At 66.4% G+C, this 26837-nt stretch carries 25 protein-coding genes and 2 tRNA genes; 9 read left to right on the top strand and 18 right to left on the bottom strand.

Annotation, left to right across the window (positions count from 1 at the left end; genetic code table 11):
• The 10 genes from AB4Y31_RS19215 to fdxA all read right to left on the bottom strand — a co-directional run bounded on the left by AB4Y31_RS19215 (position 1) and on the right by fdxA (position 7613).
• A complete protein-coding gene (locus AB4Y31_RS19215; RefSeq protein ID WP_368675345.1) occupies positions 1 to 1584 on the bottom strand; it encodes a phospholipase D family protein in 1584 nt (527 codons plus the stop codon).
• A 162-nt stretch (positions 1585 to 1746) separates the two neighbouring features.
• On the bottom strand, positions 1747 to 3117 hold the full coding sequence (locus tag AB4Y31_RS19210) for an MATE family efflux transporter (protein ID WP_368675261.1): 1371 nt from the start codon (positions 3115 to 3117) through the stop codon (positions 1747 to 1749).
• Positions 3118 to 3275: 158 nt separating this feature from the next.
• Positions 3276 to 3497 (bottom strand): RNA-binding S4 domain-containing protein, encoded by a 222-nt coding sequence (locus AB4Y31_RS19205; RefSeq protein WP_018441547.1) that lies wholly within the window; start codon positions 3495 to 3497, stop codon positions 3276 to 3278.
• A 137-nt stretch (positions 3498 to 3634) separates the two neighbouring features.
• Positions 3635 to 4402, bottom strand: a complete 768-nt coding sequence (locus AB4Y31_RS19200) for a DUF4088 domain-containing protein (RefSeq protein WP_018441548.1) — start codon at positions 4400 to 4402, stop codon at positions 3635 to 3637.
• A 223-nt stretch (positions 4403 to 4625) separates the two neighbouring features.
• Positions 4626 to 4949, bottom strand: coding sequence for an AzlD domain-containing protein (locus AB4Y31_RS19195; RefSeq protein ID WP_368675260.1), 324 nt, complete (start codon positions 4947 to 4949; stop codon positions 4626 to 4628).
• Complete coding sequence (locus tag AB4Y31_RS19190; RefSeq protein ID WP_368675344.1) at positions 4946 to 5650, bottom strand: AzlC family ABC transporter permease; 705 nt, start codon at positions 5648 to 5650, stop codon at positions 4946 to 4948. Before AB4Y31_RS19190 ends, AB4Y31_RS19195 begins: the two co-directional genes overlap by 4 nt.
• Before the next feature lie 164 nt (positions 5651 to 5814).
• Positions 5815 to 6654 (bottom strand): AraC family transcriptional regulator, encoded by an 840-nt coding sequence (locus tag AB4Y31_RS19185; RefSeq protein ID WP_368675259.1) that lies wholly within the window; start codon positions 6652 to 6654, stop codon positions 5815 to 5817.
• Positions 6655 to 6827: 173 nt separating this feature from the next.
• Positions 6828 to 6903: transfer RNA gene (locus AB4Y31_RS19180), tRNA-Asn, on the bottom strand.
• Between the two features lie 69 nt (positions 6904 to 6972).
• Positions 6973 to 7048: transfer RNA gene (locus tag AB4Y31_RS19175), tRNA-Asn, on the bottom strand.
• A 241-nt stretch (positions 7049 to 7289) separates the two neighbouring features.
• Positions 7290 to 7613 (bottom strand): ferredoxin FdxA, encoded by a 324-nt coding sequence (gene fdxA, locus AB4Y31_RS19170; RefSeq protein ID WP_368675258.1) that lies wholly within the window; start codon positions 7611 to 7613, stop codon positions 7290 to 7292.
• 269 nt (positions 7614 to 7882) lie between these two features.
• On the opposite strand from fdxA, the gene pncB reads away from it, so the two are divergent.
• From pncB to rmuC, 5 genes are all read left to right on the top strand, one after another.
• On the top strand, positions 7883 to 9085 hold the full coding sequence (gene pncB / locus AB4Y31_RS19165; protein ID WP_368675257.1) for a nicotinate phosphoribosyltransferase: 1203 nt from the start codon (positions 7883 to 7885) through the stop codon (positions 9083 to 9085).
• 120 nt (positions 9086 to 9205) lie between these two features.
• Entirely contained in the window at positions 9206 to 9877 is a 672-nt protein-coding gene (locus tag AB4Y31_RS19160; RefSeq protein WP_368675256.1) for a lactate utilization protein C, read from the top strand.
• 38 nt (positions 9878 to 9915) lie between these two features.
• Positions 9916 to 11337 carry a sodium:proton antiporter gene (locus AB4Y31_RS19155; protein ID WP_368675343.1) on the top strand — a complete coding sequence of 474 codons (1422 nt, stop codon included), beginning with the start codon at positions 9916 to 9918 and terminating at the stop codon, positions 11335 to 11337.
• The gene (locus AB4Y31_RS19150; protein ID WP_368675255.1) at positions 11337 to 12326 is read left to right on the top strand and encodes a 2-hydroxyacid dehydrogenase; all 990 of its coding nucleotides are present in this window, start codon (positions 11337 to 11339) and stop codon (positions 12324 to 12326) included. Before AB4Y31_RS19155 ends, AB4Y31_RS19150 begins: the two co-directional genes overlap by 1 nt.
• Positions 12323 to 13819, top strand: a complete 1497-nt coding sequence (gene rmuC / locus AB4Y31_RS19145) for a DNA recombination protein RmuC (protein ID WP_368675254.1) — start codon at positions 12323 to 12325, stop codon at positions 13817 to 13819. Before AB4Y31_RS19150 ends, rmuC begins: the two co-directional genes overlap by 4 nt.
• 13 nt (positions 13820 to 13832) lie before the next feature.
• Here the strand turns inward: rmuC and AB4Y31_RS19140 are convergent, their stop codons facing one another.
• From AB4Y31_RS19140 to AB4Y31_RS19115, 6 genes are all read right to left on the bottom strand, one after another.
• Positions 13833 to 14270 carry an N-acetyltransferase family protein gene (locus AB4Y31_RS19140; protein ID WP_368675342.1) on the bottom strand — a complete coding sequence of 146 codons (438 nt, stop codon included), beginning with the start codon at positions 14268 to 14270 and terminating at the stop codon, positions 13833 to 13835.
• A 110-nt stretch (positions 14271 to 14380) separates the two neighbouring features.
• Positions 14381 to 14656 (bottom strand): hypothetical protein, encoded by a 276-nt coding sequence (locus AB4Y31_RS19135; RefSeq protein ID WP_026229824.1) that lies wholly within the window; start codon positions 14654 to 14656, stop codon positions 14381 to 14383.
• A 51-nt stretch (positions 14657 to 14707) separates the two neighbouring features.
• The gene (gene glp / locus AB4Y31_RS19130; protein ID WP_368675253.1) at positions 14708 to 16090 is read right to left on the bottom strand and encodes a gephyrin-like molybdotransferase Glp; all 1383 of its coding nucleotides are present in this window, start codon (positions 16088 to 16090) and stop codon (positions 14708 to 14710) included.
• Positions 16091 to 16194: 104 nt separating this feature from the next.
• The gene (mobA, locus tag AB4Y31_RS19125) at positions 16195 to 16848 is read right to left on the bottom strand and encodes a molybdenum cofactor guanylyltransferase MobA (RefSeq protein ID WP_368675252.1); all 654 of its coding nucleotides are present in this window, start codon (positions 16846 to 16848) and stop codon (positions 16195 to 16197) included.
• Between the two features lie 14 nt (positions 16849 to 16862).
• Complete coding sequence (gene moaA / locus AB4Y31_RS19120; RefSeq protein ID WP_368675251.1) at positions 16863 to 17972, bottom strand: GTP 3',8-cyclase MoaA; 1110 nt, start codon at positions 17970 to 17972, stop codon at positions 16863 to 16865.
• A 133-nt stretch (positions 17973 to 18105) separates the two neighbouring features.
• Complete coding sequence (locus tag AB4Y31_RS19115) at positions 18106 to 21348, bottom strand: Rne/Rng family ribonuclease (protein ID WP_368675250.1); 3243 nt, start codon at positions 21346 to 21348, stop codon at positions 18106 to 18108.
• Between the two features lie 763 nt (positions 21349 to 22111).
• Between AB4Y31_RS19115 and AB4Y31_RS19110 the strand changes: the two genes are divergently transcribed.
• The 4 genes from AB4Y31_RS19110 (at position 22112) to AB4Y31_RS19095 (ending at position 25295) form a co-directional block, all read left to right on the top strand.
• Entirely contained in the window at positions 22112 to 23134 is a 1023-nt protein-coding gene (locus AB4Y31_RS19110) for an RluA family pseudouridine synthase (RefSeq protein ID WP_018441566.1), read from the top strand.
• Positions 23115 to 23774 (top strand): HAD-IA family hydrolase, encoded by a 660-nt coding sequence (locus AB4Y31_RS19105; RefSeq protein WP_368675249.1) that lies wholly within the window; start codon positions 23115 to 23117, stop codon positions 23772 to 23774. The genes AB4Y31_RS19110 and AB4Y31_RS19105 overlap by 20 nt, the downstream gene beginning before the upstream one ends.
• Positions 23771 to 24169: a Rieske (2Fe-2S) protein gene (locus AB4Y31_RS19100; RefSeq protein ID WP_368675248.1), complete on the top strand. Its 399-nt coding sequence runs from the start codon at positions 23771 to 23773 to the stop codon at positions 24167 to 24169. Before AB4Y31_RS19105 ends, AB4Y31_RS19100 begins: the two co-directional genes overlap by 4 nt.
• 112 nt (positions 24170 to 24281) lie before the next feature.
• Positions 24282 to 25295, top strand: a complete 1014-nt coding sequence (locus tag AB4Y31_RS19095; RefSeq protein ID WP_368675247.1) for a S49 family peptidase — start codon at positions 24282 to 24284, stop codon at positions 25293 to 25295.
• Positions 25296 to 25390: 95 nt separating this feature from the next.
• Here AB4Y31_RS19095 and AB4Y31_RS19090 read toward each other — a convergent pair whose 3' ends face one another.
• Both AB4Y31_RS19090 and AB4Y31_RS19085 read right to left on the bottom strand, forming a co-directional pair.
• Positions 25391 to 26113, bottom strand: a complete 723-nt coding sequence (locus AB4Y31_RS19090; RefSeq protein ID WP_368675246.1) for an SAM-dependent methyltransferase — start codon at positions 26111 to 26113, stop codon at positions 25391 to 25393.
• Positions 26110 to 26757, bottom strand: coding sequence for a Maf-like protein (locus AB4Y31_RS19085; RefSeq protein ID WP_368675245.1), 648 nt, complete (start codon positions 26755 to 26757; stop codon positions 26110 to 26112). Before AB4Y31_RS19085 ends, AB4Y31_RS19090 begins: the two co-directional genes overlap by 4 nt.
• Positions 26758 to 26837 lie beyond the last annotated feature (80 nt).

The following is a 26837-nucleotide window of genomic DNA, read 5'->3' as shown; positions in this document are numbered from 1 at the left end:
TCACAGCTGGGAATCGATCGGCAATAGCAAGAATAAACCCGTCAGCGCATTGCGTACGAATCCCGCCTGCGGATCGAAGGACCATGTATGCGGGAGGTTGTGCGAGGCGAAATGATCGTCGCCGGTCCAGACCAGGCCCGAAGCGGGGACGCCGAGCGCGTGCAGTTGGGCGTTCTCTTGCGGCGTCGCGAGCCGGACGCGGTAGCTCGAGTCGGGCGACATCGCGTGCTCGATCAGCGCCGCGTCGGCCGCGGCGAGTTCAGGACTCTCGATGAAGAGCGCCAGTTCGGTGTTGAGAAAGGCCGAGCGCGGATCGAGATTCATCGAGCCGATCACGAGCGTATGCCGGTCGATCACGTAGGTTTTCGCGTGCAGGCTCGAGCGTGAATTAGAACCTGAGAAGTAGCGCCGGCCGTCGCGCTGCAACGGCTGAAATTCGTAGAGTTCGACCCCTTCCTTCAGCAACGGGATCCGGTAGGGGCTGTAGCCGGCCTGCACCGCGACGGCATCGGTCGACGCCATCGAGTTCGTCACGACGGCGACGCGCACGCCACGCTTCGTGAGGTCGCCGAGCAATTTGACGCCGGCATCGTGCGGCACGAAGTAGGGCGACAGCATCAGCACCTCGTGCTGAGCGCCTTGCAGCAGTTCCGCGAGCCGATGCATCGGCGGGCTCTGATAGTCGCCGTCGGTCGCCGTCACCTTGCGCGGCGAATCGTAGAGGAACTGTGCCGGCGCCCAGACGAGGCCCAGCTGGCCATCGGCAATTTGCGTCGCGAGCGGCGCGCTGTTGAGCGGCTTCGCGCCGACCGCCTGTGCCTCGGCACGCCAATGCGCCCGCAGCGCTTCACGCGCCGCATGCAGATCGGCCATCTTGTAGCGATGCCGGTCGCGCACGGCGAGCGGGTAGGCAAGGGCGCTATTCCAAAACGTATCGAAGCTCGTTGAAATCTGCTCGACGATGGGCCCCGCCGCCAGCGCGTCGATGTCGCGAAAGTCCAGCGTCGGGCTCGCGCTGAAATACTCGTCGCCGAGGTTGCGGCCACCGACGATGGCGACCGAGCCATCGACGATCATCGCCTTGTTGTGCATACGGCGCGTGAAGCGGTCGATGCGCGTGAAGACGTCCTCGGTTCGCGTGAAGAAGCTGCTGCGCGTAGCGCCGAACGGATTGAAGACGCGGACCTCGATCGACGGATGGGTGGCAAGCGCGGCGAGCAGGTGCCGGCTATCGTCGAGGTTGAGATCGTCGACGAGCATCCGCACGCGCACGCCGCGATCGGCTGCATAGAGCGCGGCGGCGAGCAATAGCCTTCCTGTCGTGTCCTCGGCGGCGATGTAGTACTGAAGGTCGAGCGTTTTCGTCGCCGCGCGGGCCAGCGCGATCCGCATTTGTAGAGCGTCGGTCCCGTTCGAGAGCAGACGAAAACCCGATTGGCCCGGGTGCGCGGCGTCGAGCGGGGCGAGTGCCTGGCCGAGCGGCGTCGCTTGCGGGTCCGCGAGCGCATGGGTGACGGGACGATCGAGAGACGTCGCCGGCGGGAGCGAGGAGCAGGCTGCCATGAGCAAGGCAAACAGGGCCATTGCGAGGCGCGCGATGAACGGGACGGCGGGTTTCCTTTCTGGGTGCATGACAGTCGCGTTGCGGCCGAGCGCGGTTTGCTCCGACACGGATAGAGATTCTAACGCTCTGCAAGGAATGTTCCTGTTTTCTCCCACCGGTGCCAGCGTCCGCGAGAAAACCTCTCACGACCGCGTGCGCGTCATCCGCTCGAATCGAAACGTCATGAGCGCGGCGACGCTAGCCAGCCCCGCCGCGAGTCCCCACCACAGGCCGCGTGCGCCGAGGCCCGCGTGAAAGGCAAGCAGATACCCGGTTGGAAACCCGATGCCCCAGTAGCCGAACGCGGCGGCGAGCATCGGGATCCGCGTGTCCTTCAGACCACGCAGGCAACCGGAGCCGATCGCCTGCATCCCGTCGACGATCTGAAATACGGCCGCGACGCCGAGCAGCGAGGCAGCGATCGCTGCCGTTTGTACATTCGCGGGATCGTCGAGGCGCAAGTAAAGTCCGACGATTGCGCGCGGCGCCGTGATGAAGACGAGCCCAGTCAGGGACATGAAGGCGACGCCGAGCCCGAGCGCGACAAAGCCCGCATGACGCGCGGCGAGCGGTTGTCTGGCGCCCATCCAGTAGCCCACGCGTACATTGGCGGCCTGTCCGATCGCGAGAGGCACCATGAACGTGACGGACGCCACGCTGAGGGCGATCTGGTGCGCGGCGAGCGGCGTCGGCCCCAGCAGACCGATCATGAGGCCGGTTGCGAGGAAGAGCGTCGACTCGACGCCATAGGTGATGGCCACGGGCCAGCCGATGCCGAGCAGCTCTCCCATGAGCGGCGCGTTGGGCCGCTTTGCCGCGACGAAATGCCGATACCGCGGGCGGCCGTGGAGCCAGGCCACGAGCGCGATCGCCGTCAGCCATACGGTTGCCGTCGTGGCGGTGGCCGAGCCGAGCAGGCCGAGGCGCGGCAGCCCGTAGGCGCCGTGAATGAGACCGTAGTTGAGCACGCCGTTGATGCCGACGCTACCGATCGAGATCCACAGCAGGCGCTTGCCTGCGCCGATAGCCGGCAAAAACGCGCGCATCATGCCGACGCCGATGAGGCTGCCCAGCGATGCCCAGCGCAGCACGGCGGTGTAGGCGCCGACGTCGTGCGCAAGCGCGGCCGGCTCGCCGAAGCTGAGCAGGATCGGCTCCGTAAACGAAAGCAGGACGAAGGCAGGTATGGCGAGCAGCGCCGACAGCAGAAGGCCAGTCCAATAGATGTGCGGCACGTGGTGATCGGCCTGGGCCCCGCGTGCGTTGGCGACCGTGACGCTGACCGAGGTCAGCACGCCTTGCAGCAGCGTCGCGACGACGAAAAACGTGCCCGCGCCGAGGCCGCCGGCGGCGATGGCCTCCGGGCCCAGCGCGCCGAGCAGAATCGTATCGGTGACGCCCATCGCCATCTGCGACAGTTGGGCGATGGCGAGCGGCGCCGCGAGCCGCGCCGTCTCGGCCGCATGGCGGGTGAAAGTGGGCGGCGCGGCGGCCGCGTGTCCGGAATGCGACATGGCGGATAGCAGAACGAAAAGCCTCGGAACCGGCGCCGATCCGTGGCGCCCTGGCGTGTTATTGATCTGAAAGATGAACAGCTTATTGCCTGGCGGCGCAACTGTCGATGAACAGTCAGCCCGGCGAGTGGCGCGGACTGTTCCGGTCCGCTCAATCGTCAGACGGCTTCGTGCACGGCGATACGCGCATCGCCGAGCAGGACGACCTGGCCCGCGCGGATCTTGCAGGTCTTGCGCAGCTCGACGCGGCCGTCGACCTTCACGGCGCCCGCCGCGACGAGCGATTTTGCCGCGCCTCCGCTATCGGCGAGGCCCATCAGCTTGAGCAGGTTGTGCAGTTCGACGTACTCGCCCGTCAGCGTGAAATCGAGGTTGGCCATGCCAGTATGCGCTCCGTGAAACGGAGTAAGGGCACGCATGATAAGCCAAGCGGGGCGCCGCGTGAACCGGACTTTTCCGAATCGCTCGGAACCGGGCCCGCGAACAAAACGGTCGAAGCGAACGGGCCGACCGAGGATCAGCGCTGGCGGCGCTGTTCGGGCTGGGGCGGCCGCACCGGGGCCATGAAGAAGTTGCGCAGCCAGGCGGCCATGCGCGAGAAGATGTCGTAGGGTTCCTCGACGAAGATCTCCGGCTTGAGCAGCCGCAGGAATTCCATGATCTGCTGAGCTTCCTGCTTTTGAAAAGAACCGTGCGAGAGCCCGAGCTTGAGCAGCCCGCGCAGCTCGCCGAGTTTCTCGCGCGCCGTGCTGCCGACGCTCGTCTCGCAGGCGATCTTCGCCTCGTAGACGCGCTGCCGCAGCGATTCCGCGAGCCGCCAGGCGGGGGTCTGCATCTTTTCCTCGAGCGACTGGATGTCGCGCGCGGAGGACTTGATTTGCGCCGCGAGAGGGTCGATGAGCGACGCGTCGCCGCCCGCCTCTTTGACGATCGCCGCCGCCCACTCACGACAGGCCTTCGCGAGCTCGTCGGGCGTCCATTCGGAGCGCACGGCGAAGGCGAAGCCGTGGTCCTCGGCCTGCCGCACGAGGATCGCGACGACATCGGGGAATTCCTTGTCGAGCGTGCGCTTGGCCCAGGCGTACTGGCCGCCTTGCAGCATCCGCTGCACTGCATGCTCGGTCAGCGGCACCATGTTGTCGAGCAGCTTCGCGCGCAGGAAGTCCTCGAACGACGGTGTCGCGAACTGCGGATCGAGCTTCAGCGACACGCGCACGAAGGCTTCGAAGTCCTTTTGCAGAGAAGCGATCGTCTCGTCACGAAGTGAAAGGGTGATGTGGCCCATAGATGTCCTGAGAGCGAGTCCGTGTGCCCGGCGCCGCGGGCGGCAGCGCGATACTGGCGGTCTGCCGCGCGGACGCGTTCGTGCGGCCCCCCGGCGCCGCTCGCGCCGGAAGGTCCGCGGAATCAGCCCGGGCTGCGGCCGAGAAACGCTGTACGGCTCTTTATCGGCGGCAATCGGACAAACTTGAGGGCCGGCTCTCGCCCGCATCGAGCATGCGGGCCCTTCAACCCGTGACGAACGCTTGCCAGGCGAAGAATACGGCGAGGCCGACGGCGATCGTGACGAGCGGCCGGCGCGTGACGGCCGAAATCACGACGGCCGCGAGCGCGCCGACGAGCTGCGGATTGCGCCATGTCAGCTCGGCGCCGCCGCCGTGTGGCGCGACGGCCATCGGGACGATGATGGCCGTGAGAACGGTGACGGGCACGAAGCCGAGCGCCGTGCGCACGAGCGGCGGAAAGACGATGCGCTCGCCGAGCACGAAAACGGCCGCGCGAATGAGGCAGGTGACGACGGCCATGCCGAGGATCAGCAGCACATAGTTCATCGCGTCACTCCGGCTTCGGCGCACGACTGGCCTTCGCAGCGCCTGCCGGCTCGATGGGGCGTCGACTGGCGCCGCGACAGGACGACGCCCACCGCGACGCCGCCCGCGACGGCCGCCAGCAGCCCGAGCTTGTATGGCCAGGCATGGCAAGCCCAAGCGAGCGTGCCGGCTGTCGCGGCCGCTGCGATATAGCGCACGGCGACGAGCTGCGGCACGACGATCGCAATGAACGTGGCGACCATCGCGAAATCGAGCCCGAGCGACTGCAATCGCGGGAAGGCGGCGCCGAAGAGCAGCCCGGCCAGCGTCCAGAGCTGCCAGTTCACGTACATGGCGACGCCCGAGCCCAGGAAGTAGTGCGGGCCGATCGCGCCGGGCGGCGCGTGGCGATAGCGAGCGTAGGCGACGGCGAACACCTCGTCGGTCAGCAGCGCGGCGAGCGCCCAGCGCCAGCGCGCGGGCAGCCGCGCCACATACGGAGCGAGTGTCGCGCTGTAGAGCAGGTGACGCAGATTGACGACGAGCGTCGTTGCCAGCACGACGGCGAATCCCGCATGACCGGCGATGAGGCCGAGCGCGATGAATTGCGCCGATCCGGCGAAGACGGCGAGCGACATCAGCTGACCTTGCCAGAGTTGCAGCGGGCCCGATGTGACGAGCGTGCCGAAAATCACGCCGAACGGCGCCGCGCCGACCATCATCGGAATCGTATCGCGGGCGCCTTCGGCGAATTCGCTGAGCGAAGTGCGGGTGTTCGATTCGACCAATTTAACGCTCCTCCTTTGCCGTCGAGCTTAACGCCCGACAGGAGGACGGCGCTTGTACGTTCTTGCGCTGGCGATGCGGGTGGGGCGCCGGCCGCGCCTCAGCCCGCCTGCCAACGGCCGGGCGGCACGCCGAACATGCGGCGGAAATGCCGCGTGAAGTGGCTCTGATCGGTGAAGCCGCTCGCGGCGGCGACTTCAGTGATGGACGCGCCGGCGCGCAGCGGTGCGAGCGCGCGCTGCAACCGCAGTTGGTTGCGCCAGGCATGCGGCGGCAAGCCCGTGGCCTGCGCGAAGAGGCGCGCCGCATGAAACGGCGAAAGGCCCACCACTTCCGCGAGCTCAGTCAGCGTCACCGGCTCGACGAGATTGGCCGCAAGCCGCGCTTTCATCGTCGCCACGCGCGGCGCGTCGTCGGCCGGCCGCGCCGCGTCGGGCTGCCGCTGCGCATGACGCACGAGGAGCGTCGAGAGGGCATCGACGAGCGCCGTTTCGCCCGCGAGCGAATCGGCGCCGGCTTCGAGCGCGCGGTGCGCGTGGCCGATGCGGGCGGCAAGATCGGCATCGTGGATCGGCTCAAGGGGAAACCACGGCAGCGGCTGCGGTTTGCCCGCGATCTCGTCGGCGAGCCGCTGGACATAGTCGACGGGGACATAGAAGACGCGATAGCGCCAGCCGGCTTCGATCGCGCGCGAGCCCGTGTGGACTTCGCCGGGATTGACGATCGGAACGGACCCTGCCTCGGCGACGCGGCGCGCGCCGCAATAGGCATAGGCTTCCGCGCCCGCTTCGATGACGGGCACGGTATAGGCTTCGTGCCAATGCGGCGCGAACTCGTGCTCGCGGTATTCGGCCGTCAGCATATCGGCGCCAGGCACGAGCGGGCTGCGCCAGAAACGGGCGAAGTCGCGAAAGCGGGGCGCATTCGTCGTCGTACTCATATCCGAGAAGACTAAGCCGTTCGGAAGACTTTGCAAGCGGCCTTACGGATGGAGGCCGCGATGCCGCCGGTCGGCCGGCATCGAGCTCGAGCCCGGCCGATACCGAAAACGCCCGCGACATCGAAACATCGAATGAAAAAGGGGCGGCGTTTGCACGCCGCCCCTTTCAAGCTTGGCTCCCCGACCTGGGCTCGAACCAGGGACCTACGGATTAACAGTCCGGCGCTCTACCGACTGAGCTATCGGGGATCGACAATGACAAGTCTTGATGAAAAAGAGCCCGTTTTCTCGAACGGGCTCTTTTCGTACGCATTTCTTTGGCTCCCCGACCTGGGCTCGAACCAGGGACCTACGGATTAACAGTCCGGCGCTCTACCGACTGAGCTATCGGGGAACAGCTGAGAAACGAGATTGTATGAACCGAAGCGTACCCTGTCAATACCTTCGGTCTCTCGCGGCTGCCCGCGCGGGCGTCACGCGGATGAAGCGCGCAGCCGCGCTTCCCGGGACGGCGAGAGGGCTCGCGCCGTGCGAGCCTGATGCGAACATGAGCCGAGGAAACCTAGTGCCCTGTCCCGCAACTTCCTTTGAATGAAATCGCCCAGGAGATCAGGGGCATGCGCCAACGCGCTATTTCAACGCTCGAGCAGATTCAGCTTCTCTTGCACGTCCTTCCACTCGTCCGCCTCCGGGAGCGAACCCTTGGTCTTCGTGATGCTCGGCCAGTTCTTGGACAAGTCGGCGTTGAGCGCGACGAATTGCTGCTGATCGCCGGGAACGTCTTCCTCGGCATAGATCGCGTTCACCGGGCACTCGGCTACGCAGACGGCACAGTCGATGCATTCATCGGGATCGATCGCGAGGAAGTTGGGACCTTCGCGAAAGCAATCCACCGGACAAACGTCGACGCAGTCCGTATATTTGCACTTGATGCAGCTTTCGGTCACAACGTGAGTCATTCAAGCTCCTGCACTCAGGGTATCGGAAGAGGACGCAAACGCGGTATTTTAAGATGCCGGGTACGCAAACAGGATATTGTAGCGTAATGCCAAGGCACCAATGGGCACGGGCCCGAGCGGCGGCTTAGATCGATTCGTGATTAGTTTATGGGCGATTGCCATGCTGCACGCGCGAGGCCTGGCGACCGCGGTTCGGGTAACATGCGGCAGCGGCGGGCGCCGTGCGTCGTGCCCGGCGCGCCTCGACCGTTCGCGCTCCGGCTTCGATCATGATCATCACATCGCTCATCGACACCGATCTCTACAAGTTCACGATGATGCAAGTCGTCTTGCATCATTTCCCCGCCGCGACAGTGGAATATCGCTTCCGCTGCCGCACGCCGAACGTAAATCTCGTCCCGTACGTCGACGAGATCCGCGAGGAGATCGGCAAGCTCTGCCAGCTGCGCTTCGGCGAAGACGAGCTCGACTATCTGCGTCGCATGCGCTTCATCAAGAGCGATTTCATCGACTTCCTGGCGCTCTTTCACCTGAACGAAAAGTACATTTCGGTCGAACCCTCCGCGAAAGGCAATGGCGAAATCGACATCGTCATCAACGGCCCATGGCTCCATACGATCCTCTTCGAGATCCCGGTGCTTGCGATCGTCAACGAGGTGTACTTCCGCAACACGCAGCGCGACCCCGACTATCAGATCGGCCGCGATCGTTTGCGCGAGAAGATCGCGCTGCTCGCGCGGCCCGAGCTCGCTGAGTGCAAGATCGCCGATTACGGGACGCGCAGGCGTTTCTCGAAGCGCTGGCATGAAGAGGTCATTCTCACGTTGATGGATGGCATCGGCGCGCAGCTCGCCGGCACGAGCAACGTCTACTACGCGAAAAAGCACGACCTGACGCCGCTCGGCACGATGGCGCACGAATACCTGCAGGCATGTCAGGCGCTCGGCCCGAGGCTGCGCGACTCGCAGACCTACGGTTTCGAAGTCTGGGCGAAGGAGTACCGCGGCGACCTCGGCATCGCGCTTTCCGACGTCTATGGCATGAAGGCGTTCCTGAACGACTTCGACATGTATTTCTGCAAGCTCTTCGACGGCGCGCGGCACGATTCGGGCGATCCGTTCGAATGGGGCGAGGCGCTCTTGCGTCACTACGAGGAAAATCGCTGCGATCCGCGCACGAAGGTGCTCGTCTTCTCGGACGCGCTCGACATTCCGAAGGTGCTCAAGCTCTACGAGCGGTTCCGCGGGCGTTGCCGGCTCGCGTTCGGCGTCGGCACGAACCTCACGAACGACCTCGGCTACAGCCCGTTGCAGATCGTCATCAAGATGGTTCGCTGCAACGGCCAGCCGGTCGCGAAGCTGTCCGACTCGCCCGGCAAGAACATGTGTGACGACAAGGCGTATATCGCCTATCTGCGTCAGGTCTTCGGTATCGAGGCGCCCGTCGAGGATAGGCCCGACCAGTCGGAATGAGCGCGCGGGCGTCCTCGCGATGCGCGCGCGGATTGGCTTGACGGCTGGTTTATCCCAAAAAACACCGCCGCTATAATCGACCGTTCTTGTTCGATTTCGCCTCGCAAAATGGAGAAGGTCATGGATACGTCGGCGGCCCGCCGCAACATTCTCGCGCGCATACGCGCCGCGAGCGGCCGTGCGGCGCAGCCAGAGCCGGCCGAGCTCGAGGCCGCGGCCGATTATCTCGTGCGCCATCCGGCGGGGCCGCGCCCGCCGATGCCGACCGACGCGGCGGGGCTGATCGCGCGCTTCATCGATGAAGCGCGCGCGATGGCGACGTCGGTGGAGGAAGTGGCGACGCTCGCCGACGCGCCGGCGGCGGCGCTGCGCTACTTGAACGCGAACGGCCTGCCGACACACGCTGTCGCTTGGCGCTCGCTCGAGGCGGTTGCATGGGATCAAGCCGGTATCGCCGTCGAGTTCCGGGCACCGCGCGATTCCGATCTCGTCGGCATTACCGGCTGTTTTTGCGCGACGGCCGAGACCGGTTCGCTCGTGTTGCTCTCGGCGCCGGGCACGGAAGTGTCCGCGGCGCTGCTGCCCGAGACGCACATCGCGGTCGTGCCGGCCTCGCGGATCGTCGCCGCTCATGAGGAAGCGTTCGCGCTGATGCGCGCGGAGCGCGGCGAGTTGCCGCGTGCGGTCAACTTCGTGTCGGGGCCTTCGCGCACCGGCGACATCGAGCAAACCATCGTTCTCGGCGCACACGGTCCATACCGCGTGCACGCGATCGTCATCATCGGCGCCTAACCCGGATGAGGACTCGAAACAGCGCGCCAGCGAGCGCGATGGTCACGGCCGCGCTCGCGTTGGGCTTCTGGTCGCAAAGCGTCACGGCCGCCACGCTCGACGGCGCAAAGCTATCTCCGCTCTGGGCTTTGCCGTTCGCGGGCATTTTGCTGTCGATCGCGATCGGGCCACTCGTTGCGCCCGGGTTCTGGCATCGCCACTTCGGCAAGGTCGCCGCCGCATGGGCTGCCGCGCTGCTCGCGCCGTTCGCCTATGCTTTCGGCGCGCCGGCCGCGCTCAGCACGCTCGCCCATGCGCTCGTTACCGAGTACGTGCCTTTCATCGTGCTTCTCACCGCGCTTTACACGATCGCGGGCGGCATCTGCGTACGCGGGAATCTGCATGGCTCGCCGAAAGTCAATACGGCGATCCTCGCGCTCGGCACGCTGCTCGCGAGCGTCATGGGCACGACGGGAGCGGCGATGCTGCTGATTCGCCCGTTGCTGCGCGCGAACGACAATCGCAAACATGTGGTGCACGTCGTCGTGTTCTTTATTTTTCTCGTCGCCAATGCGGGAGGTTCGCTCTCGCCGCTCGGCGATCCACCGCTCTTTCTCGGCTTCCTGAACGGTGTGAGCTTTTTCTGGACGACGCGGCACCTTGCGTTGCCGATGCTGTTCATATGCGCGGTGTTGCTCGCGCTTTTCTATGCGCTCGACTCGTACTTCCATCACTGCCGCGAGGGGGCGGCCGAGGAAAGGGCGGCGTTCCTCGATCCGACGCCCGATACGCGCGGCGTCTTCATCGAAGGGAAGGTGAACTTCGTGCTGCTCGCGCTCGTCGTCGCGCTGGTGCTGGCGAGCGGAATCTGGAACCCCGGCGTCGAGTTCGCCGTATTCGGCGCGCCCGTCGAGTTGCAAAACGGCTTGCGCGACGTGGCGCTCGTCGCGTTCACGCTGCTCTCGCTCGCGATCACGCCGCGCTCGGCGCGAGTCGGCAACGCGTTCAACTGGGGGGCGATCGTCGAGGTGGCCAAGCTTTTCGCGGGCATCTTCGTCACGATCGCGCCCGTGATCATGATGCTGCGCGCCGGGGCGGAGGGCGCCTTCGCGCCTGTCGTCGATCTCGTGACCGATGCGCAGGGCAAGCCGATCGACGCGATGTATTTCTGGGCGACGGGGCTGCTTTCGTCGTTTCTCGACAACGCGCCGACCTACCTCGTCTTTTTCAATCTCGTGGGCGGCGACGCGCAAACGCTGATGACCTCGGGCGCGAGAACGCTGGCGGCGATATCGGCCGGGGCCGTCTTCATGGGGGCGAACAGCTATATCGGCAACGCGCCGAATTTCATGGTCAAGTCGATCGCCGAAGCGCGCGGCGTGCGCATGCCGAGCTTCTTCGCTTATCTTATCTGGGCCGGGGCGATTCTGGTGCCCGTTTTCCTGTTGACGACGTGGCTCTTTTTTTCCGGGGGTAGGTGATGCAAAAGGTATTGGTCGCGCGCTCGATCTTTCCCGATGTCGTCGAAAGGCTCAGGGAGTATTTCGAGGTCGATTGGAACGACGGACCTGCACTGAGTCAAGACGAGCTCGTGCGCAGACTGGCCGACAAGGACGGGGCGCTGACGGCGGGCGATCCTATCGGCGCCGCCACGTTCGCCGCCGCGCCGCGGCTGCGCGTCGTGTCGAATATGGCCGTCGGCTACAACAACTTCGACATCGCCGCGTTCAATGCGTCCAATGTGCTGGCGACGAACACACCGGACGTGCTCAATGAGTCGACGGCCGATTTCGGCTGGGCACTGATGATGGCGGCGGCGCGCCGCGTAACGGAGAGCGAGCGCTGGCTGCGCGCGGGCGAGTGGCGCGGATGGCGTTACGACGGCTTTCTCGGGGTCGACATTTATGGCTCGACGCTCGGCATCGTCGGGATGGGGCGAATCGGTCAGGCGCTCGCGCGCCGCGCGCGCGGCTTCGCCATGCGCGTCCTTTATCACAACCGCTCACGCGTGGCGCCCGAGATCGAGGCCGAGCTCAACGCCGAATACCGGTCGAAAGAGGATCTACTGCGTCAAGCCGACCACGTCGTGCTCGTGTTGCCCTATACGCCCGCGAACCACCATACGATCGGGCGCGCCGAGCTGGCGCTGATGAAGCCGACGGCCACGCTGACGAACATCGCGCGCGGCGGGATCGTCGATGATGCCGCGCTCGCCGAGGCGCTGCGAGCGAATCGCATCGCCGCGGCCGGACTCGATGTGTTCGAGGGCGAACCGAGCGTGCATGCGGCATTGCTCGAGGTACCGAACGCCGTGCTGACGCCGCATATCGCGAGCGCGAGCGAAACGACGCGCCGCGCGATGGCGAACCTCGCCGCGGACAATCTGATCGCGGCGCTCGGGGCGGGGCCGCGCGCGGGGCGGCCGCCGAACCCGATCAACCCTGAAGTGCTCGGAAAGGCGCGCACATGACGACGATCCTGACGATCGCGCTGGCGCTCGCCGTCATCGCGCTGGCCGTGGCGCTGGCCGTATTGATGCGCGGTCTGGCTCGCGCGAACGATCGCGCGGCGTTCATCGAGCTCGGCGAATGCATCGAGGCGGCCGGCGAAAAGCAAGCACGCGCCTATGAGCGGCTCGAGCGCGAGCTGCGCGGCGAGATCGCCGAGACGTCGCGCTTGTCGCGCGTCGAACTCGGCGGCGGATTCGCGCAGTTTCAGCAAACGCTCGCGGCCCAATTGACGAGCGTGGCGACCGTGCAGAATCAGCAGATCGACGGCTTTGCGACGCGCCTCGCCCAATTGATCGATACGAACGCGAAGCAACTCGACGCGATGCGCGAGAGCTTGCAGCGCCAAGCGCTCGAAGCCCGCGAGGAGCAAAGTGCGACGCTGAAGCGCTTCGGCGATACGCTTTCACAGCAGCTCGCTCAATTGATGGAGGCGAACGATCGCCGCTTCGCGGAAGTGCGTGCGACGCTCGAGCAACGTCTCAAGGATATCGAGGCGAACAACGCGACGAAGCTCGAGGAGATGCGCCGCACCGTCGACGAGAAGTTGCATGCAACGCTCGAGCAACGACTCGGCGAATCGTTCAAGCTCGTCTCGGACAGGCTCGAGCAGGTCCATCGCGGGCTCGGCGAGATGCAGACGCTCGCGGCCGGCGTCGGCGATCTGAAAAAAGTGCTGACGAACGTGAAGACGCGCGGCACGTGGGGCGAGGTTCAGCTCGAGGCGCTGCTCGAGCAGATGCTGACGCCCGATCAATATGCGAAGAACGTCGCCACCGTGCCGAAGAGCGGCGAGCGCGTCGAATTCGCGATCAAGCTGCCGGGCCGCGGCGCGAGCGGCAACGGCGAGGGAACCGGGGCGGCCGCCCCGGTCTGGCTGCCGATCGACGCAAAGTTTCCGCGCGAGGACTACGAGCGGCTCATCGATGCGCAGGAGCGCGCGGACCCGGTGGCCGTCGAAGAGGCGTCGCGCGCACTCGAGGCGCGGGTGCGCGGCGAAGCGCGCACGATTGCCGAGAAGTATGTCGCGCCGCCGCACACGACCGATTTCGCGCTGCTCTTTTTGCCGACCGAAGGTCTTTATGCGGAAGTGCTGCGCCGCCCGGGACTGACCGATCTGCTCCAGCGCGAGTACCGCGTGACGGTCGCGGGACCGACCACGCTTACGGCATTGCTCAACAGTCTGCAAATGGGCTTCCGCACGCTTGCGATCGAGAAGCGATCGAGCGAAGTCTGGCAGGTGCTTGGCGCGGTGAAGACCGAGTTCGGCAAATTCGGCGACGTGCTCGCGAAAACAAAGTCGCAGCTCGAGACGGTGACGCGTTCGATCGAAGCGGCGGAACGCCGTACCCGCGTCATGAACACCAAGCTGCGCGAAGTCGAGGCGTTGCCGGGCGAGCAGACCGAAGGGCTCCTCGGCGAAGCCTATCTGACCCTGCCGGAGCCTGAAGCGTGACGCGCAGCGGACGTCATGCGCCTTGCGCGAGCCCAGCGAGCGAGTCGCCGGTGACGCGGACGATTCGCCAGTCCGGCAGGACGGTTGCCCCCATCTTCGTGTAGAAATCGATGGCGCGTTGGTTCCAGTCGAGGACCGACCATTCGAAGCGGCCACAGCGACGCTCGACGGCGAGCGCCGCGACGCGCCGCAGGAGCGCCGTTCCGAGGCCGCTGCCGCGCAGTGCGGGCTGAACGTAAAGGTCTTCGAGATAGAGCCCGCGACGGCTCAGGAAGGTCGAGAAGTTGTGGAAGAAGAGCGCATAGCCGACGAGGCGCCCGTCGAGCTCGGCGACGAGCGCCTCGGCCGCGGGCCGCCCACCGAAGAGCGCCTCCGAAAGGCTCTGCTCCGTCGCGACGAACAGATGCGTCAGCTTCTCGAACTCGGCCAACTCGCGCATCAGTGCGAGCATGGGGCCGACGTCACGCGGCTCGGCCGGTCTGATGCAGGCCTCCCGTAGTCCCTCTGAGGTAGCGGGAGGCGGGCGATACCGAGCGTCGGGGGCGTCGTCATTGTTGAGCATTACGCTTCCTCCGGCGAATCCGAAAGAACGATCTCAATGCCGCCGAAGCGCGAGGCGACCCAGTTATAGGCGTGACATGCGATCCAAAGCAGAACGAAGCCGAGGATGGCATTGAGCAGCAGAGCGCTGAAGATCGTGCTCAACTCGACCGATCCATACCTGATGTACGCTACCAGCATCCCCAGCAGCACGATAGGTACGCTGAACGTCAGGTAGACGAGGATCAACGCTTTCGCGGTCTGACCCGCTGCGATCGACGAGATTTGTTTTTTCATTGGCGAGAAGCCCCGGTAAGAAACGAACTGGCTCGATTCGTTGGTCATGGATCAGATGAGTCCTTCGAAGGGCATGATGTCGACGAGTTCACCGGCGATCACGTCGCCGCGTTCGTGAGCGAGCACGATGAAGCAATTGGCTTCGCTCATCGAGCTCAGGGCGCCCGAGCTTTGCGTGCGCGTCGGCGTCACGCGCCAGGCTCCGTCTGCCCCGCGCGAAGCGATGCCGCGCAAGTATTCGGTCCGGCCCGCGCGCTTTTTCATCGTGACCGTGGCTGCGGCCGCCATCGTTAGCGGGGCGGCAGCCTCGGCCCCTGACATGCAAAGCAAAGCCTCGCGGACGATCTGATAGAACGTCGCCATCACGGCCACGGGGTTGCCGGGCAGCCCGAAAAAGAGGGCGGGCCGCTCCCCGCTTTGCCGACCGCTCGCTCCGTTAGGCCAGAGACGTCCGAACGCCAGCGGGCGGCCCGGTCTCATGGCGAGGTGCCAGAACGCAACATCGCCAAGTTTTTCGAAAATGCGGCGCGTGAAATCGGCCTCTCCGACGGATACGCCGCCCGAGCTCAACACCACGTCGGCGCTTTGGGCAGCGCAGCGGAACGCGGCTTCGAGCGCAGCCGGCTCGTCGCGGACGATACCGAGGTCGAGCGCATCGACGCCCAGTCGTGCAAGCATCGCCGCAATCGTATAGCGGTTGCTGTCGTACACCGTGCCCGCCGCGAGCGGCTCGCCGATCGAGCGCAACTCGTCGCCCGTCGAAAAGAACGCAACGCGAAGCCGCCGGTGCACCGACACTTCAGCGATGCCGAGTGATGCGAGCAAGCCTACGTCGGATGAGCGGATGATGCGCCCCGCGCGCAGCGCCGGTTGTCCGCGCGCCAGGTCTTCGCCGGCGCGCCGGCGATTGGCGCCCCGTGCAATGCGACGTGGATCGAACGCGACCTGCTTGCCACTCACCGCGACCCACTCCTGAGGGACGACGGTGTCGCAGCCCGACGGCATCGGCGCGCCCGTCATGATCCGGACGCATTGGCGCGACGCGAGTGCACCCGCGAACGGATGGCCGGCAAGGGCCTGGCCGGCCACCTCGAGTGTGAGCTGCTGCGCCGCGGCCGGTGCCGCGCCGTCTGCGGCTTGAGCGCCCTCATCCGGCTTCGCCCCGCTCGCGCCGGGCGCGCCCGCCGCCGCTTTCTCGACGATGGCTCCATCGAACGCGTAACCGTCCATCGCGGCATTGTCGTGCGCGGGCACATCGATCGGCGATACGACGTCTTCGGCCAGTACACGGCCGAGAGCGGCGCGCAGCGCGACACGTTCGGCCGTCGCCACGGGCTCGGCCCAGCGTCGGACGACAGCCTGAGCCGCGCCGACTGGCAAGGCCTGCGCGTCGTGCTCGGAAATGCAACTGGAAATGTTGTCGGACGTTGTCATCGCTGGTGAAACCGCGCGCCAGATAACCCGGTGGCGCCGGAGGAGGTCGGGCAGGGCCGCGACTCTGTTCCCGAGGGGCGCCGCGTCTCGGGCAACGCTCTCGCTCAGGACTCGTGTCTCGATTCGCCGACGGCGGGCAACGCACGCTCGAGCTCGGCGAGCTCCTGCAAAGAGTTGGCATTGTAAAACGCGTGCTCGTCCGGAAAGACGACTTCGACGTTCATGTGGCGCGCGTACCACGCGCGGACCTTGCGCTCGCCGCGAGCGAGCGTGGCCGCGAGGTCGTCGGCAAGCGTCGTGCGCAGTAGCGCAAAGACCGGATGCATCGTGGCCCGTCCGCTCGAATCGCGCGTGACGACGGTCGCGACGTCGGCGCGCGCCGCATCGAGCGCGTGAGTCAATTGCGCCGCGAGATCGAGCGGCAGATTCGGCGTGTCGCAGGGCACGCAGAGCACGAGCTCCGTGCGCGCCGCCCGCAATCCCGCAAGCATGCCCGCGAGCGGGCCGGGGAAGTCGGTCGTTGCATCGGCTACGATCTTCGCATCGAAGGGCTCGCCGAGCGCCGCATACGCGTCGAGATGACGGTTGGCGCTGACGAGTAGCGCATCGACCTGCGGCGCGAGCCGCCTTGCCGCATGCAGCGCCAGCGGTTCACCGTTCAGCGGCTGCAGCCCTTTGTCGAGGCCGCCCATGCGTGCGCCGCGACCGCCTGCGAGGATGAGCCCGGTGATACGCGGATGCAGAGCGGACCGTTCCATGACGACGACGCGTGCTATCCGCCAATGTACGACATCTCGACGCGCGGGGCGGCCGCAACGGACGCGCTCGCGGTTTGGCTTCCGCGCAGCAGCGAGTAACGATCTTCGCGTCCTTGCCAGATGCGCGCAATCACCGTGGCGATGTCGGCATCGGATGCGCCGTTGCGCAACAGTGCGCGCAGGTCGTGGCCCGTCGACGCGAACAGGCAAAGGTACAGCTTGCCTTCGGTGGAGAGCCGAGCGCGCGTGCAGGTACCGCAAAACGCGCGCGTGACGCTCGAGATGACGCCGATTTCGCCGCCGCCATCGGCATAGGCCCAGCGCTGCGCCGTCTCGGCCGGCGTATGCCGCTCGAGCGGCACGAGGGGAAAGACTTCGGCGATGCGCGCGACGACATCGGCCGAGGGCAGCACCTCGGCCATGTTCCACCCGTTCGACGTGCCGACATCCATGTATTCGATGAAGCGCAGCACGACGCCCGAACCCTTGAAATGGCGCGCCATCGGCACGATCTCGCCGTCGTTCGTGCCGCGCTTCACGACCATATTGACCTTGAGCGGCTCGAGCCCCACCGCTTGGGCGGCCGCGATGCCCTCGAGCACATTCGCCGCCGCGAAATCGGCGTCGTTCATCCGCTTGAAGAGGGCGTCGTCGAGCGCGTCGAGACTGACGGTGACGCGCGTCAAGCCCGCATCCTTGAGAGCGCGCGCTTTACGGGCGAGCAGTGAGCCGTTCGTCGTCAGCGTGACGTCGAGCGGCCGGCCATCGGGCGTCGAAAGACGGGCGAGGCGCTCGATCAGCCACTCGATGTTCTTGCGAAGCAGCGGCTCGCCGCCCGTCAGCCGGATTTTCTCGACCCCGTGCGCAACGAACGTGCGGGCGAGCCGCTCGATTTCTTCGAACGTGAGCAGCGCATCGTGCGGCAGGAAGGGGTAGTCCTTGTCGAAGACGGCGCGCGGCATGCAGTAGATGCAGCGAAAGTTGCAGCGATCTGTGATCGAGACGCGCAGATCGCGCATCGGCCTCGCGAAAGTATCGGTCACGATTCCGCGCGGCTCGATCGGGACGCCGGCGAAATCGGGAGCTGCGCTGATGTCGGCGACCGGAATGATGCGGCGGGACATGATCGATGGCAAAAAGGACTAGACGATCATTCTAGCCCAATAGGCCGGAGCGGGCTGGGAAAGGCGTTCGCGCCGAAAAAAAGCCTGCCGAAGGGCAGGCTTTTCGTCATCGCAGAACCACAACGAGCGTGGGTTACTCTGCCTTGCGCGTTTCGATCTGCTGCATGGGCGCCGTATCGGCCGGCGGCAGCGGCTTGCGTTCGCGCGCCACGCGCGCCGGCGCAGGGATCCGTGCGGCGGCTTCCTGCGAAGCGCGCAGCTTCTCGGCATCGGTATTGACCCATACGAGTCCCGCCGACTCGAGCATCGGCTGGAGCTCCGCGACCGAGAGGCCCTTCGCGACGCCATTCGGCAGACCATTCGACAGATGGCGAGCCGGCGCCGATTCCGCGACAGGCTGCGTCTCAGCTTGCGGCTGCATCGTCCCGGCTTCGGCCGTCTGTAGGTCGGCCGCGCCCTCGGCTTTTGCCACCGCCGGGGCGGCGGCTTCCGCCACTTGCGCTTGCGCAGCGCTCATCGATACCGGCTCGACGGGCGCGATCGGCGCCGGCTCCGTCACCCGCGGTGCCTGAGCGAACTCGGACGGAGCGCTTGCCGTCTGTTCGGCCGACGATTGCGGCGCGGCTTCCGCCGGCGCGGCCGGGGCTGACGTGACGGCCGGTTCGGTCGCGGCTGCCTGCTCCGCCGGAGTCGGCGACGGCTGCCAAGTCGGCGCGGCGGCCGCGTTTTCGGGCAGCGGCACCGCCACCGGCGTTTCGGTCGGCACGGGTGTCACGGCCGTATCCTCGGCGCTGGCGTGATCTTCCGCGCGTTGCGGAGCGGCTTGGCCAGGGGCATGCGACACAAGCTCGGCAGTTGCGGCTTGCTTGCCGGCATCGACCGCGGCGTGGGCGGCCGCGGCCTGCTCGGCGGCGCCGACTGTCGGCGGCACGGCGCCAACCGTCCCTTCAGCTTCGGCGACGTCGGCCGCGTGCGTGACGTTCACCGTTTCATCTTCGCGTTCGCGACGGCCGCCGCGACGACCGCGGCGGCGGCGACGACGCTCCTCGCCGTCACGTGCGCCCGTTTCGTGTTCGGGTGCTGGAACGCCTTGCTCGACGCTTGCCGCGACGGCGTCCTCGGAAGCCGCCGTTTCCGGACGCGTCGTCACGTCCGCGATTTCCGTCAGCGGCTTGCGGCGTTCGCCCCGTTCCGGACGCTCGGGCCGTTCGCGGCGCTCGCCGCGCTCCGGTCGCTCGCCCCGATCCTGACGCTCGCCGCGCGGCGCGGCGACTTCGGTGGTTTCAGTGCGTTCCGCGCGCTCACTGCGTTCGGTGCGTTCGGAACGCTCGAGTGCGCGTTCGCGGCCGTCACGGCCCTCGCGTGCTTCGCGACCTTCACGCGCCTCGCGGCCCTCGCGACCTTCACGCGCTTCCCGCGGCTCGCGCCGCTGAGACGGTTGTTGTGCCTGGCGCAGTCCCGCGACGCCGTCGGCGCGCGCCGCGGCTTCGCGACCCGCGCCGCCGCGCTTGCCGCGATTGCGATCGCCCGCGCGCTCGGTACCGCGCGCCGTCGCGCCCTCACGCGGCTCGCGGGCTTCGCGAGCGGGGCGGGCGGGCTGGACTGGTTCGGGCGCCGGCGCCGGAGCGGCAGGTTGCGCACCGAAGAGGCTCTTGATCCATCCGAAGAAACCGCCGCCTGCGCGGGCCGTGGCCGCCTCCTGAGCAGAGGCCGCCACGGGGGCTTCCTGCGGGCGAACCGGCGCGCTCGGGGCGGGCTTCTCGGGCGTAATGCCCTTGACCGCCGCTTCCTGCTTCGGCTTCACGTCTTCTGACCGTTTGCTGTAGCCGGTCTCCGACTCGAGCTCGCGGGCCGCTTCCTCGGCCATGCGCCACGACGCGCGCGGATCGTCGAGACGCGCGTCGTCGTGACGCAGGCGCTCGAGCTTGTAGTGCGGCGTGTCGAGGTGCTTGTTCGGAATGAGGATGACGTTGACCTTGAAGCGCGATTCGATCTTGTTGATTTCCTGGCGCTTTTCGTTGAGCAGGAACGCGGTGACTTCGACGGGCACCTGGCAGTGGATCGCCGCGGTGTTCTCCTTCATCGCCTCTTCCTGGATGATCCGCAGCACCTGCAGCGCCGACGATTCGGTATCGCGGATATGTCCCGTGCCGTTGCAGCGCGGGCAGGTGACGTGGCTGCCTTCGGAGAGGGCCGGGCGCAGCCGCTGGCGCGACAGCTCCATCAGGCCGAAGCGCGAGATCTTGCCCATCTGCACGCGCGCCCGATCGTGCTTCAACGCATCTTTCAGGCGCTGCTCGACTTCGCGCTGGCTCTTCGTCGACTCCATGTCGATGAAGTCGATGACGATGAGGCCGCCGAGATCGCGCAGGCGCAGCTGCCGGGCCACTTCGTCCGCCGCTTCGAGGTTCGTGCGCGTCGCCGTTTCCTCGATGTCGGCACCCTTCGTGGCGCGCGCCGAGTTCACGTCGATGGCGACGAGCGCCTCGGTGTGGTCGATGACGATCGCGCCCCCGGAAGGCAGCGGCACCGTGCGCGAATAAGCCGTCTCGATCTGGTGCTCGATTTGGAAGCGCGAGAAGAGCGGCACGTCGTCGTGATAGCGCTTCACCTTGCCCACGTTGTCGGGCATCACGATATCCATGAAGGCTCGCGCCTGATCGTGGATCTCGGTCGTATCGATCAGGATCTCGCCGATATCGGGCTGGAAATAGTCGCGAATTGCGCGGATGACGAGGCTCGATTCGAGATAGATCAGCATCGGCTGGCCGGGCTGGCCGCTTTGCGACGCGGCCTCGATCGCGCGCCATAGCTGCATGAGGTAGTTCAAGTCCCATTGCAGCTCTTCAGCGCTGCGGCCGATGCCGGCCGTGCGCGCGATCATGCTCATGCCGTCCGGCAATTGCAGCTGCGCCATCGTTTCGCGCAGTTCCTGCCGATCCTCGCCCTCGATGCGGCGCGAGACGCCGCCCGCGCGCGGGTTGTTCGGCATCAGCACGAGATAGCGCCCCGCGAGCGAGATGAAGGTCGTCAGCGCGGCGCCCTTGTTGCCACGCTCTTCCTTCTCGACCTGGACGATGAGCTCCTGGCCCTCGCGCAGCGCGTCCTGAATGCGGGCGGAGCGCGTTTCGACGCCATCGCGGAAATACTGACGCGCGACTTCCTTGAACGGCAGGAAGCCGTGGCGATCTTCGCCGTAGTTGACGAAGCAGGCTTCGAGCGACGGCTCGATGCGGGTGACGACGCCTTTATAGATGTTGCCTTTGCGCTGCTCGCGCCCGGCGGTTTCGATGTCGATGTCGATGAGCTTTTGCCCATCGACGATGGCGACGCGCAGTTCTTCCTGCTGCGTCGCATTGAACAGCATGCGTTTCATTGAACGGCTCCAGAGCGGCTGCGCCGGCGAGCTCACCGGTCAGTGGGGACTGAGCCGGAGAAGTGCTCGCAATGGCGCGCCGCGCCTTTGTTTTGTTGTCACAAGCACGCTGGAGCGGGAAAAATGGCGGGGAGAATTGCCTTGAAGGGGCTCGCCGCGAATCGAAATAGGGCCGCGAGCCGCCGGGGCGCATGCGAATACGGCTTCAAATAACGGCGCCGCACGGGACGTGCTTTGCGCTGCCGCGCGGCGATGCCGCGGCGCACATCGTACGGTGCGGGTCTCGAAGCGCCAGGCTAATTCCGCGTCGCGGGGACGCGGCTTGAAGCCCGGGACGCTCGACAGCCGCGCGGGTGCCTCGCCAGTTTTGACGTCGCCGAAAACGCCGCTAAACGCGGGACGCTCGTGGGCGCTCGCCGTGGTGTTCGCAATCGGGGAGCCCGGGCGCCGGCCATCTATGCCCCGACGCTTGCGGCTCTCCTGATGAATTCTTTTTTACCAAAATTCCGTTACCGTCGGCCCCGGCGCGACCGAACGCGCCTGTGGGCGCCATCCTTGCCGCGGCGAATGCCGTGCGTGCAACTCGTTGCTTCTCGGTTACAGGGCAAGCAACCAGCCCTTGGGTACTGCCAACGACGCTAAAATAGCGGCTTCCTGCTTTGGTGCCCCCACACAACCCGCCAGTTATCCTGGCAAACCCGCCGTCAAACCCGCCGGCAAACGCGCCGGCAGCGGTAAGTTGCTGGCGTAAATTATATTCAGAATGAATGAGTTAGGCAAAATTTCCCAGAAATTGGTCGCAGGCGACCAAGTCTCGATGATACAGGTAGACGAGGGTATCGCCGGGCAGCGGATCGACAATTTTTTGTTGCGCGTCTGCAAGGGGGTGCCGAAAAGCCACATCTATCGGATCCTGCGCAGCGGTGAGGTGAGGGTCAACAAAGGGCGCGTCGATGCGAAATACCGGCTCGTTTCGGGAGATATCGTCCGTGTGCCGCCCGTGCGCGTCGCCGAGCGCGGCGTCGAGGTGGCGCTCGCGGCGCCGCCCGCGCGGTTCGAGGTACTGTTCGAGGACGAATACCTGCTCATCATCGACAAGCCGGCCGGCGTCGCCGTGCACGGAGGCAGCGGGATCGCGTTCGGCGTGATCGAGCAAATGCGCGAGGCGCGGCCGCTCGGCAAGTTCCTGGAACTGGTGCACCGGCTCGATCGCGAAACCTCGGGCGTGCTGATGCTCGCGAAAAAGCGCGCGGCGCTCGTCGGACTGCATGAGCAGATTCGCGAGAACCGCATCGACAAACGTTACTATGCCTGCGTGCATGGGAACTGGCGGGGCGACTGGGGACGGCGCCGGGCCGTGAAGGAGCCGCTTCACAAGTATCTGACCGCCGACGGCGAGCGGCGCGTGCGCGTGGACCCGGAGGGCCTGCCGTCGCACACGGTGTTCAACCTCGTCGAGCGCTGGCCCGACTACGCGCTCGTCGAGGCCGAGTTGAAGACGGGCCGCACCCACCAGATCCGCGTCCATCTCGCGCACCTGGGGCTGCCGATCGTCGGCGACGCGAAATACGGCGACTTCGCGCTCAACAAGGCGCTGGCGCGCGCCGACGCGCGTCCCGGGCTCAAGCGGATGTTCCTTCACGCTCACCGGCTGCGCCTGACGCACCCGGTGACGGGTGAGCCGTTGACTTTCGAGGCGTCGTTGCCCGACGATTGTCGGCGTTTTATCGATCAATTGAACGCAGTGCGCGACGAGGCGCAACACGATGGCCCGACAGCAATTTGACCTGGTCGTTTTCGACTGGGACGGCACCCTGATGGATTCGACGGCGCATATCACGCGCAGCATCCAGGCCGCCTGCCGCGATCTCGGGCTGCCCGTGCCGGCGGACGAAGCCGCGAGCTACGTGATCGGGCTCGGCTTGCGCGACGCCCTCTCGATCGCGGCGCCGTCGCTCGATCCGGCCGAATACCCGCGGCTTGCCGAGCGCTACCGCTATCACTATCTGATCAAAGGCACGCGCACCGAGCTTTTCGAGGGGGCGCGGGAACTGCTCGAAGAACTGCGCGACATGGGTTACCTGCTCGCCGTCGCGACGGGCAAGAGCCGGGTCGGCCTCAACCGCGCGCTCGACGAGGCGCGTCTCACTTGCCTCTTCGACGGTACGCGCTGTGCCGACGAAACGTTTTCCAAGCCGCATCCGGCCATGCTGCACGAGCTCTCGCGCGAACTGGGGCAGGACCTCGAGCGCACTGTCATGATCGGCGACACGACGCACGATCTGCAGATGGCGCTGAACGCGGGAACGGCCGGCGTTGCCGTGAGCTATGGCGCACACCGGGCCGACGCGCTCAGCGCGCTCGAGCCGAAGTTCGTCGCCGAGAGCGTGCCGGCGCTGGCCGCCTGGTTGAGGGAGCACGCGTGAGCGCGGGCGACGGTCATGGGGAGGCGGCGGCCGTGCGCGTTTGCGCGTCCGACGAGCTCCAGGATGGGGGAGCGGGCGTTCGCCTCTCGGCCAAGCACTGCGGCGAGGATGCAGTCGTCTTTTTCGTCCGCTACGGCGGCGGCGTGTACGGCTATCTGAATCGCTGCGCGCATGTGCCGATGGAGCTCGATTGGCTCGAAGGACAGTTCTTCGAATCGTCGGGCTTATACTTGATGTGCGCGACGCACGGTGCGATTTACGAGCCCGAGACGGGACGGTGCGTCGGCGGGCCGTGCCGCGGTGCAAGGCTGCGCCGCGTCGCCGTCGAGGAGCGAGAGACGCCCGAGGGCCGCGCCGTCTTCTGGTTGCCGGACGAGGCGCTGGGGCCGGCCTAGCGACCGTGAGCCGGGGCATCCATCGATGCCCCGGCGGACGATGTTCGCCGGCGGCCGGGCGCTCCGGTCGCGCTTCATTCAATTTCCTTTCATACGCGATTCCATCGACTCAATGTCCGACTATCCGACTCCCGGCCCCCGCGACGACGCCGGTTCGCGCCCAGCGCCACCGCCTTCCGCTTCCCCCGGCGGCGAAGCGAACTGGGAGCGGGCGGCCCTCGAGCGCATCGCGCTTGCAGCCATCAAGGAGCAGCGCGCCGCGCGCCGCTGGCGCATCTTCTTTCGTTTCGCGTTCCTCATCGTCTTGCTGGTGATCGTCTTCCGCGTTTTCCACGCCTCGAGCGACAAGGTGACGGCGGCGGGGCGGCACACCGCGCTCGTGACGCTCGACGGCGAAATCGCACCTGACACCAACGCGAATGCCGACGATATCGACACCGCGTTGCGTCGCGCGTTCGAGGATAGCGACACGGCCGGCATCGTCCTCAAGATCGACAGCCCCGGCGGCAGCCCGGTGCAGGCCAGCATGATCAACGCGGAGATCCGCAGGCTCCGAGCCCGATATCCGTCGAAGCCGCTTTATGTCGTGGTCGGCGATATGTGCGCGTCCGGCGGTTACTACATCGCCGTCGCCGCCGACAAGATCTACGTCAACAAAGCCAGTATCGTCGGGTCGATCGGCGTGCTGATGGACGGCTTCGGCTTCACGGGGCTCATGGACAAGCTTGGGATTCAGCGCCGTTTGCATACGTCGGGCGCGAACAAGGGCTACTACGATCCGTTCTCGCCCGAAACGCCCGCGATGGACGCGCACGCGCAGCAACTGCTCGACGACATCCACCAGCAGTTCATCTCGGCCGTGCGCGAAGGGCGAGGCAAGCGGCTGCACGAGACGCCCGATATCTTCTCGGGGCTCTTCTGGACGGGCGAAAAGAGCGTCGAGCTAGGGCTTGCCGACGGCTTCGGCGATACGCGCTACGTCGCGCGCGAAGTGATCAAGGCGCCGCGCATCGTCGACTACACCGTCAAGGAAAGCCTCTCGGACCGGCTCGCCCGCAAGTTCGGCACGGCCGTGGGCAGCGCCGCCGTCAAGTCGCTCGTTTTCGACGGACTCAAGCTGCACTGATCGACGGGCTGGCCGATCGAACGAACGGCCGCTCGTAGGTCGAGCGGCGGCCGGGCGGCCGGGCGGTCCGTCGCCGGACTCGCCGGTCTCCGTTTTCAGCTCGCGAGCATCAGGAAAATTGCCGGCCGCTTGCGCAAATCGAGCGCGCCGGCGTCCTTTTTCCAGCCCGAGACGGGCCGGCTCACGATGGTTTCGGTCTCGAGCGTGAGGTCGGCCGCGACGGCGACGAGCGTCGACGGCGACAGCGCGGTCAATAGCGCATCGAGCAGCGTGCGATTGCGGTAGGGCGTCTCGATGAAGACCTGCGTCTCTTTGGCTTTGCGCGAGTGCTGTTCGAGCTCGCGGAGCCGCTTCCCACGCTCGGCGGCATCGACGGGCAAATAGCCGTGAAACGCAAAGCGCTGGCCGTTGAGTCCCGACGCCATCAAGGCGAGCAGAATCGAGCTCGGACCGACGAGCGGCACGACCTTCACGCCGCGCTCGTGCGCGCGCCGAACGAGCAGTGCGCCCGGATCGGCCACGGCCGGACACCCGGCTTCGGAGACGAGCCCGGCATCGGTACCGGCCAGCACCGGCGCGAGCAGCCCATCGATTTCGGCGGCCGGCGTATTGACGTTCAATTCCCGAATCTCGATTTCCTGGATCGGCCGCGCCGGGCCGACCCTTTTCAGGAATGCGCGCGTCGATTTCGCGTTTTCGCCGATGAAGTAGGACAGCGCCGCCGCGCGCGCGAGCACGCTGGCGGGCAGCACGGTGGCGAGCGCATTGGCGTCGCCGTCGCCAAGTGCGTTTGGAATCAGGTAGAGGGTGCCGCTCATTTCGTGGGCCGCAAAAGTGGGTAGCCCGCGTCCCGGAGCATACGCGTGAGCGCAATCAGCGGCAGGCCGATGAGGGCCGTGGGATCGTCGGAGTCGATCGTTTCGAGGAGCGCGATGCCGAGCCCTTCGGCCTTCGCGCTGCCCGCGACGTCGTAGGGTGTCTCCGCGCGCAAGTAGGCGTCGAGCTCCGCGTCGCAGAGGTCGCGAAAGCGCACGCGTGTGACGACGTCTTCCGTTCGCGCGATGTCGCATGCGCTGTCGAAGAGGCACAACGCGCTATGGAACTCGACGACGCGCCCGCGCATTGCCTGCAATTGCGCGAGCGCCTTGTCGTGCGTGCCGGGCTTGCCGATCTGGCGTCCGTCGAGCGTGGCGACCTGATCGGAGCCGATCACGAGCGTTGGCGCGCCCGGAAGCCGGGACGCACCGGACTGCGCGCATTCACGCGCGGCGACGGCGCGCGCCTTGGCCTCGGCGAGCCTCAGCGCCGTGGCGGCCGGGGCTTCGCCCGGATGGGGCGTCTCGTCGACCGAGGGCACGGCGACGTCGAACGCGATGCGCAGCCGTTCGAGCAGCGCGCGGCGATAGGGCGAGCTCGAGGCGAGAATCAGGTGCGGCCTCGGATCGTCTGCTGAAATCGGCATGGGATATCGGATTCGTGGGATTCGTGGGTATCGGGACGGTGTTGCCTCAATGGACGCGGCAATGATCGCCGGCTTGCACC

Origin of the sequence: Trinickia sp. EG282A, from assembly GCF_040965455.1 — a bacterium.
Lineage (GTDB): Bacteria > Pseudomonadota > Gammaproteobacteria > Burkholderiales > Burkholderiaceae > Trinickia > Trinickia symbiotica.
The sequence above is the reverse complement of the archived record's forward strand: the minus strand, read 5'-3'. Positions and strand labels throughout refer to the sequence as shown.

Bases quoted from the DNA above. Each gene is read 5' to 3' on its own strand.
- AB4Y31_RS19215 (WP_368675345.1), bottom strand. From the start codon at position 1,584: ATGGCCCTGTTTGCCTTGCTCATGGCAGCCTGCTCCTCGCTCCCGCCG.
- AB4Y31_RS19210 (WP_368675261.1), bottom strand. From the start codon at position 3,117: ATGTCGCATTCCGGACACGCGGCCGCCGCGCCGCCCACTTTCACCCGC.
- AB4Y31_RS19205 (WP_018441547.1), bottom strand. From the start codon at position 3,497: ATGGCCAACCTCGATTTCACGCTGACGGGCGAGTACGTCGAACTGCAC.
- AB4Y31_RS19200 (WP_018441548.1), bottom strand. From the start codon at position 4,402: ATGGGCCACATCACCCTTTCACTTCGTGACGAGACGATCGCTTCTCTG.
- AB4Y31_RS19195 (WP_368675260.1), bottom strand. From the start codon at position 4,949: ATGAACTATGTGCTGCTGATCCTCGGCATGGCCGTCGTCACCTGCCTC.
- AB4Y31_RS19190 (WP_368675344.1), bottom strand. From the start codon at position 5,650: ATGATGGTCGGCGCGGCGCCGTTCGGCGTGATTTTCGGCACGCTCGTC.
- AB4Y31_RS19185 (WP_368675259.1), bottom strand. From the start codon at position 6,654: ATGAGTACGACGACGAATGCGCCCCGCTTTCGCGACTTCGCCCGTTTC.
- fdxA (WP_368675258.1), bottom strand. From the start codon at position 7,613: ATGACTCACGTTGTGACCGAAAGCTGCATCAAGTGCAAATATACGGAC.
- pncB (WP_368675257.1), top strand. From the start codon at position 7,883: ATGATCATCACATCGCTCATCGACACCGATCTCTACAAGTTCACGATG.
- AB4Y31_RS19160 (WP_368675256.1), top strand. From the start codon at position 9,206: ATGGATACGTCGGCGGCCCGCCGCAACATTCTCGCGCGCATACGCGCC.
- AB4Y31_RS19155 (WP_368675343.1), top strand. From the start codon at position 9,916: ATGGTCACGGCCGCGCTCGCGTTGGGCTTCTGGTCGCAAAGCGTCACG.
- AB4Y31_RS19150 (WP_368675255.1), top strand. From the start codon at position 11,337: ATGCAAAAGGTATTGGTCGCGCGCTCGATCTTTCCCGATGTCGTCGAA.
- rmuC (WP_368675254.1), top strand. From the start codon at position 12,323: ATGACGACGATCCTGACGATCGCGCTGGCGCTCGCCGTCATCGCGCTG.
- AB4Y31_RS19140 (WP_368675342.1), bottom strand. From the start codon at position 14,270: ATGCTCGCACTGATGCGCGAGTTGGCCGAGTTCGAGAAGCTGACGCAT.
- AB4Y31_RS19135 (WP_026229824.1), bottom strand. From the start codon at position 14,656: ATGAAAAAACAAATCTCGTCGATCGCAGCGGGTCAGACCGCGAAAGCG.
- glp (WP_368675253.1), bottom strand. From the start codon at position 16,090: ATGACAACGTCCGACAACATTTCCAGTTGCATTTCCGAGCACGACGCG.
- mobA (WP_368675252.1), bottom strand. From the start codon at position 16,848: ATGGAACGGTCCGCTCTGCATCCGCGTATCACCGGGCTCATCCTCGCA.
- moaA (WP_368675251.1), bottom strand. From the start codon at position 17,972: ATGTCCCGCCGCATCATTCCGGTCGCCGACATCAGCGCAGCTCCCGAT.
- AB4Y31_RS19115 (WP_368675250.1), bottom strand. From the start codon at position 21,348: ATGAAACGCATGCTGTTCAATGCGACGCAGCAGGAAGAACTGCGCGTC.
- AB4Y31_RS19110 (WP_018441566.1), top strand. From the start codon at position 22,112: ATGAATGAGTTAGGCAAAATTTCCCAGAAATTGGTCGCAGGCGACCAA.
- AB4Y31_RS19105 (WP_368675249.1), top strand. From the start codon at position 23,115: ATGGCCCGACAGCAATTTGACCTGGTCGTTTTCGACTGGGACGGCACC.
- AB4Y31_RS19095 (WP_368675247.1), top strand. From the start codon at position 24,282: ATGTCCGACTATCCGACTCCCGGCCCCCGCGACGACGCCGGTTCGCGC.
- AB4Y31_RS19090 (WP_368675246.1), bottom strand. From the start codon at position 26,113: ATGAGCGGCACCCTCTACCTGATTCCAAACGCACTTGGCGACGGCGAC.
- AB4Y31_RS19085 (WP_368675245.1), bottom strand. From the start codon at position 26,757: ATGCCGATTTCAGCAGACGATCCGAGGCCGCACCTGATTCTCGCCTCG.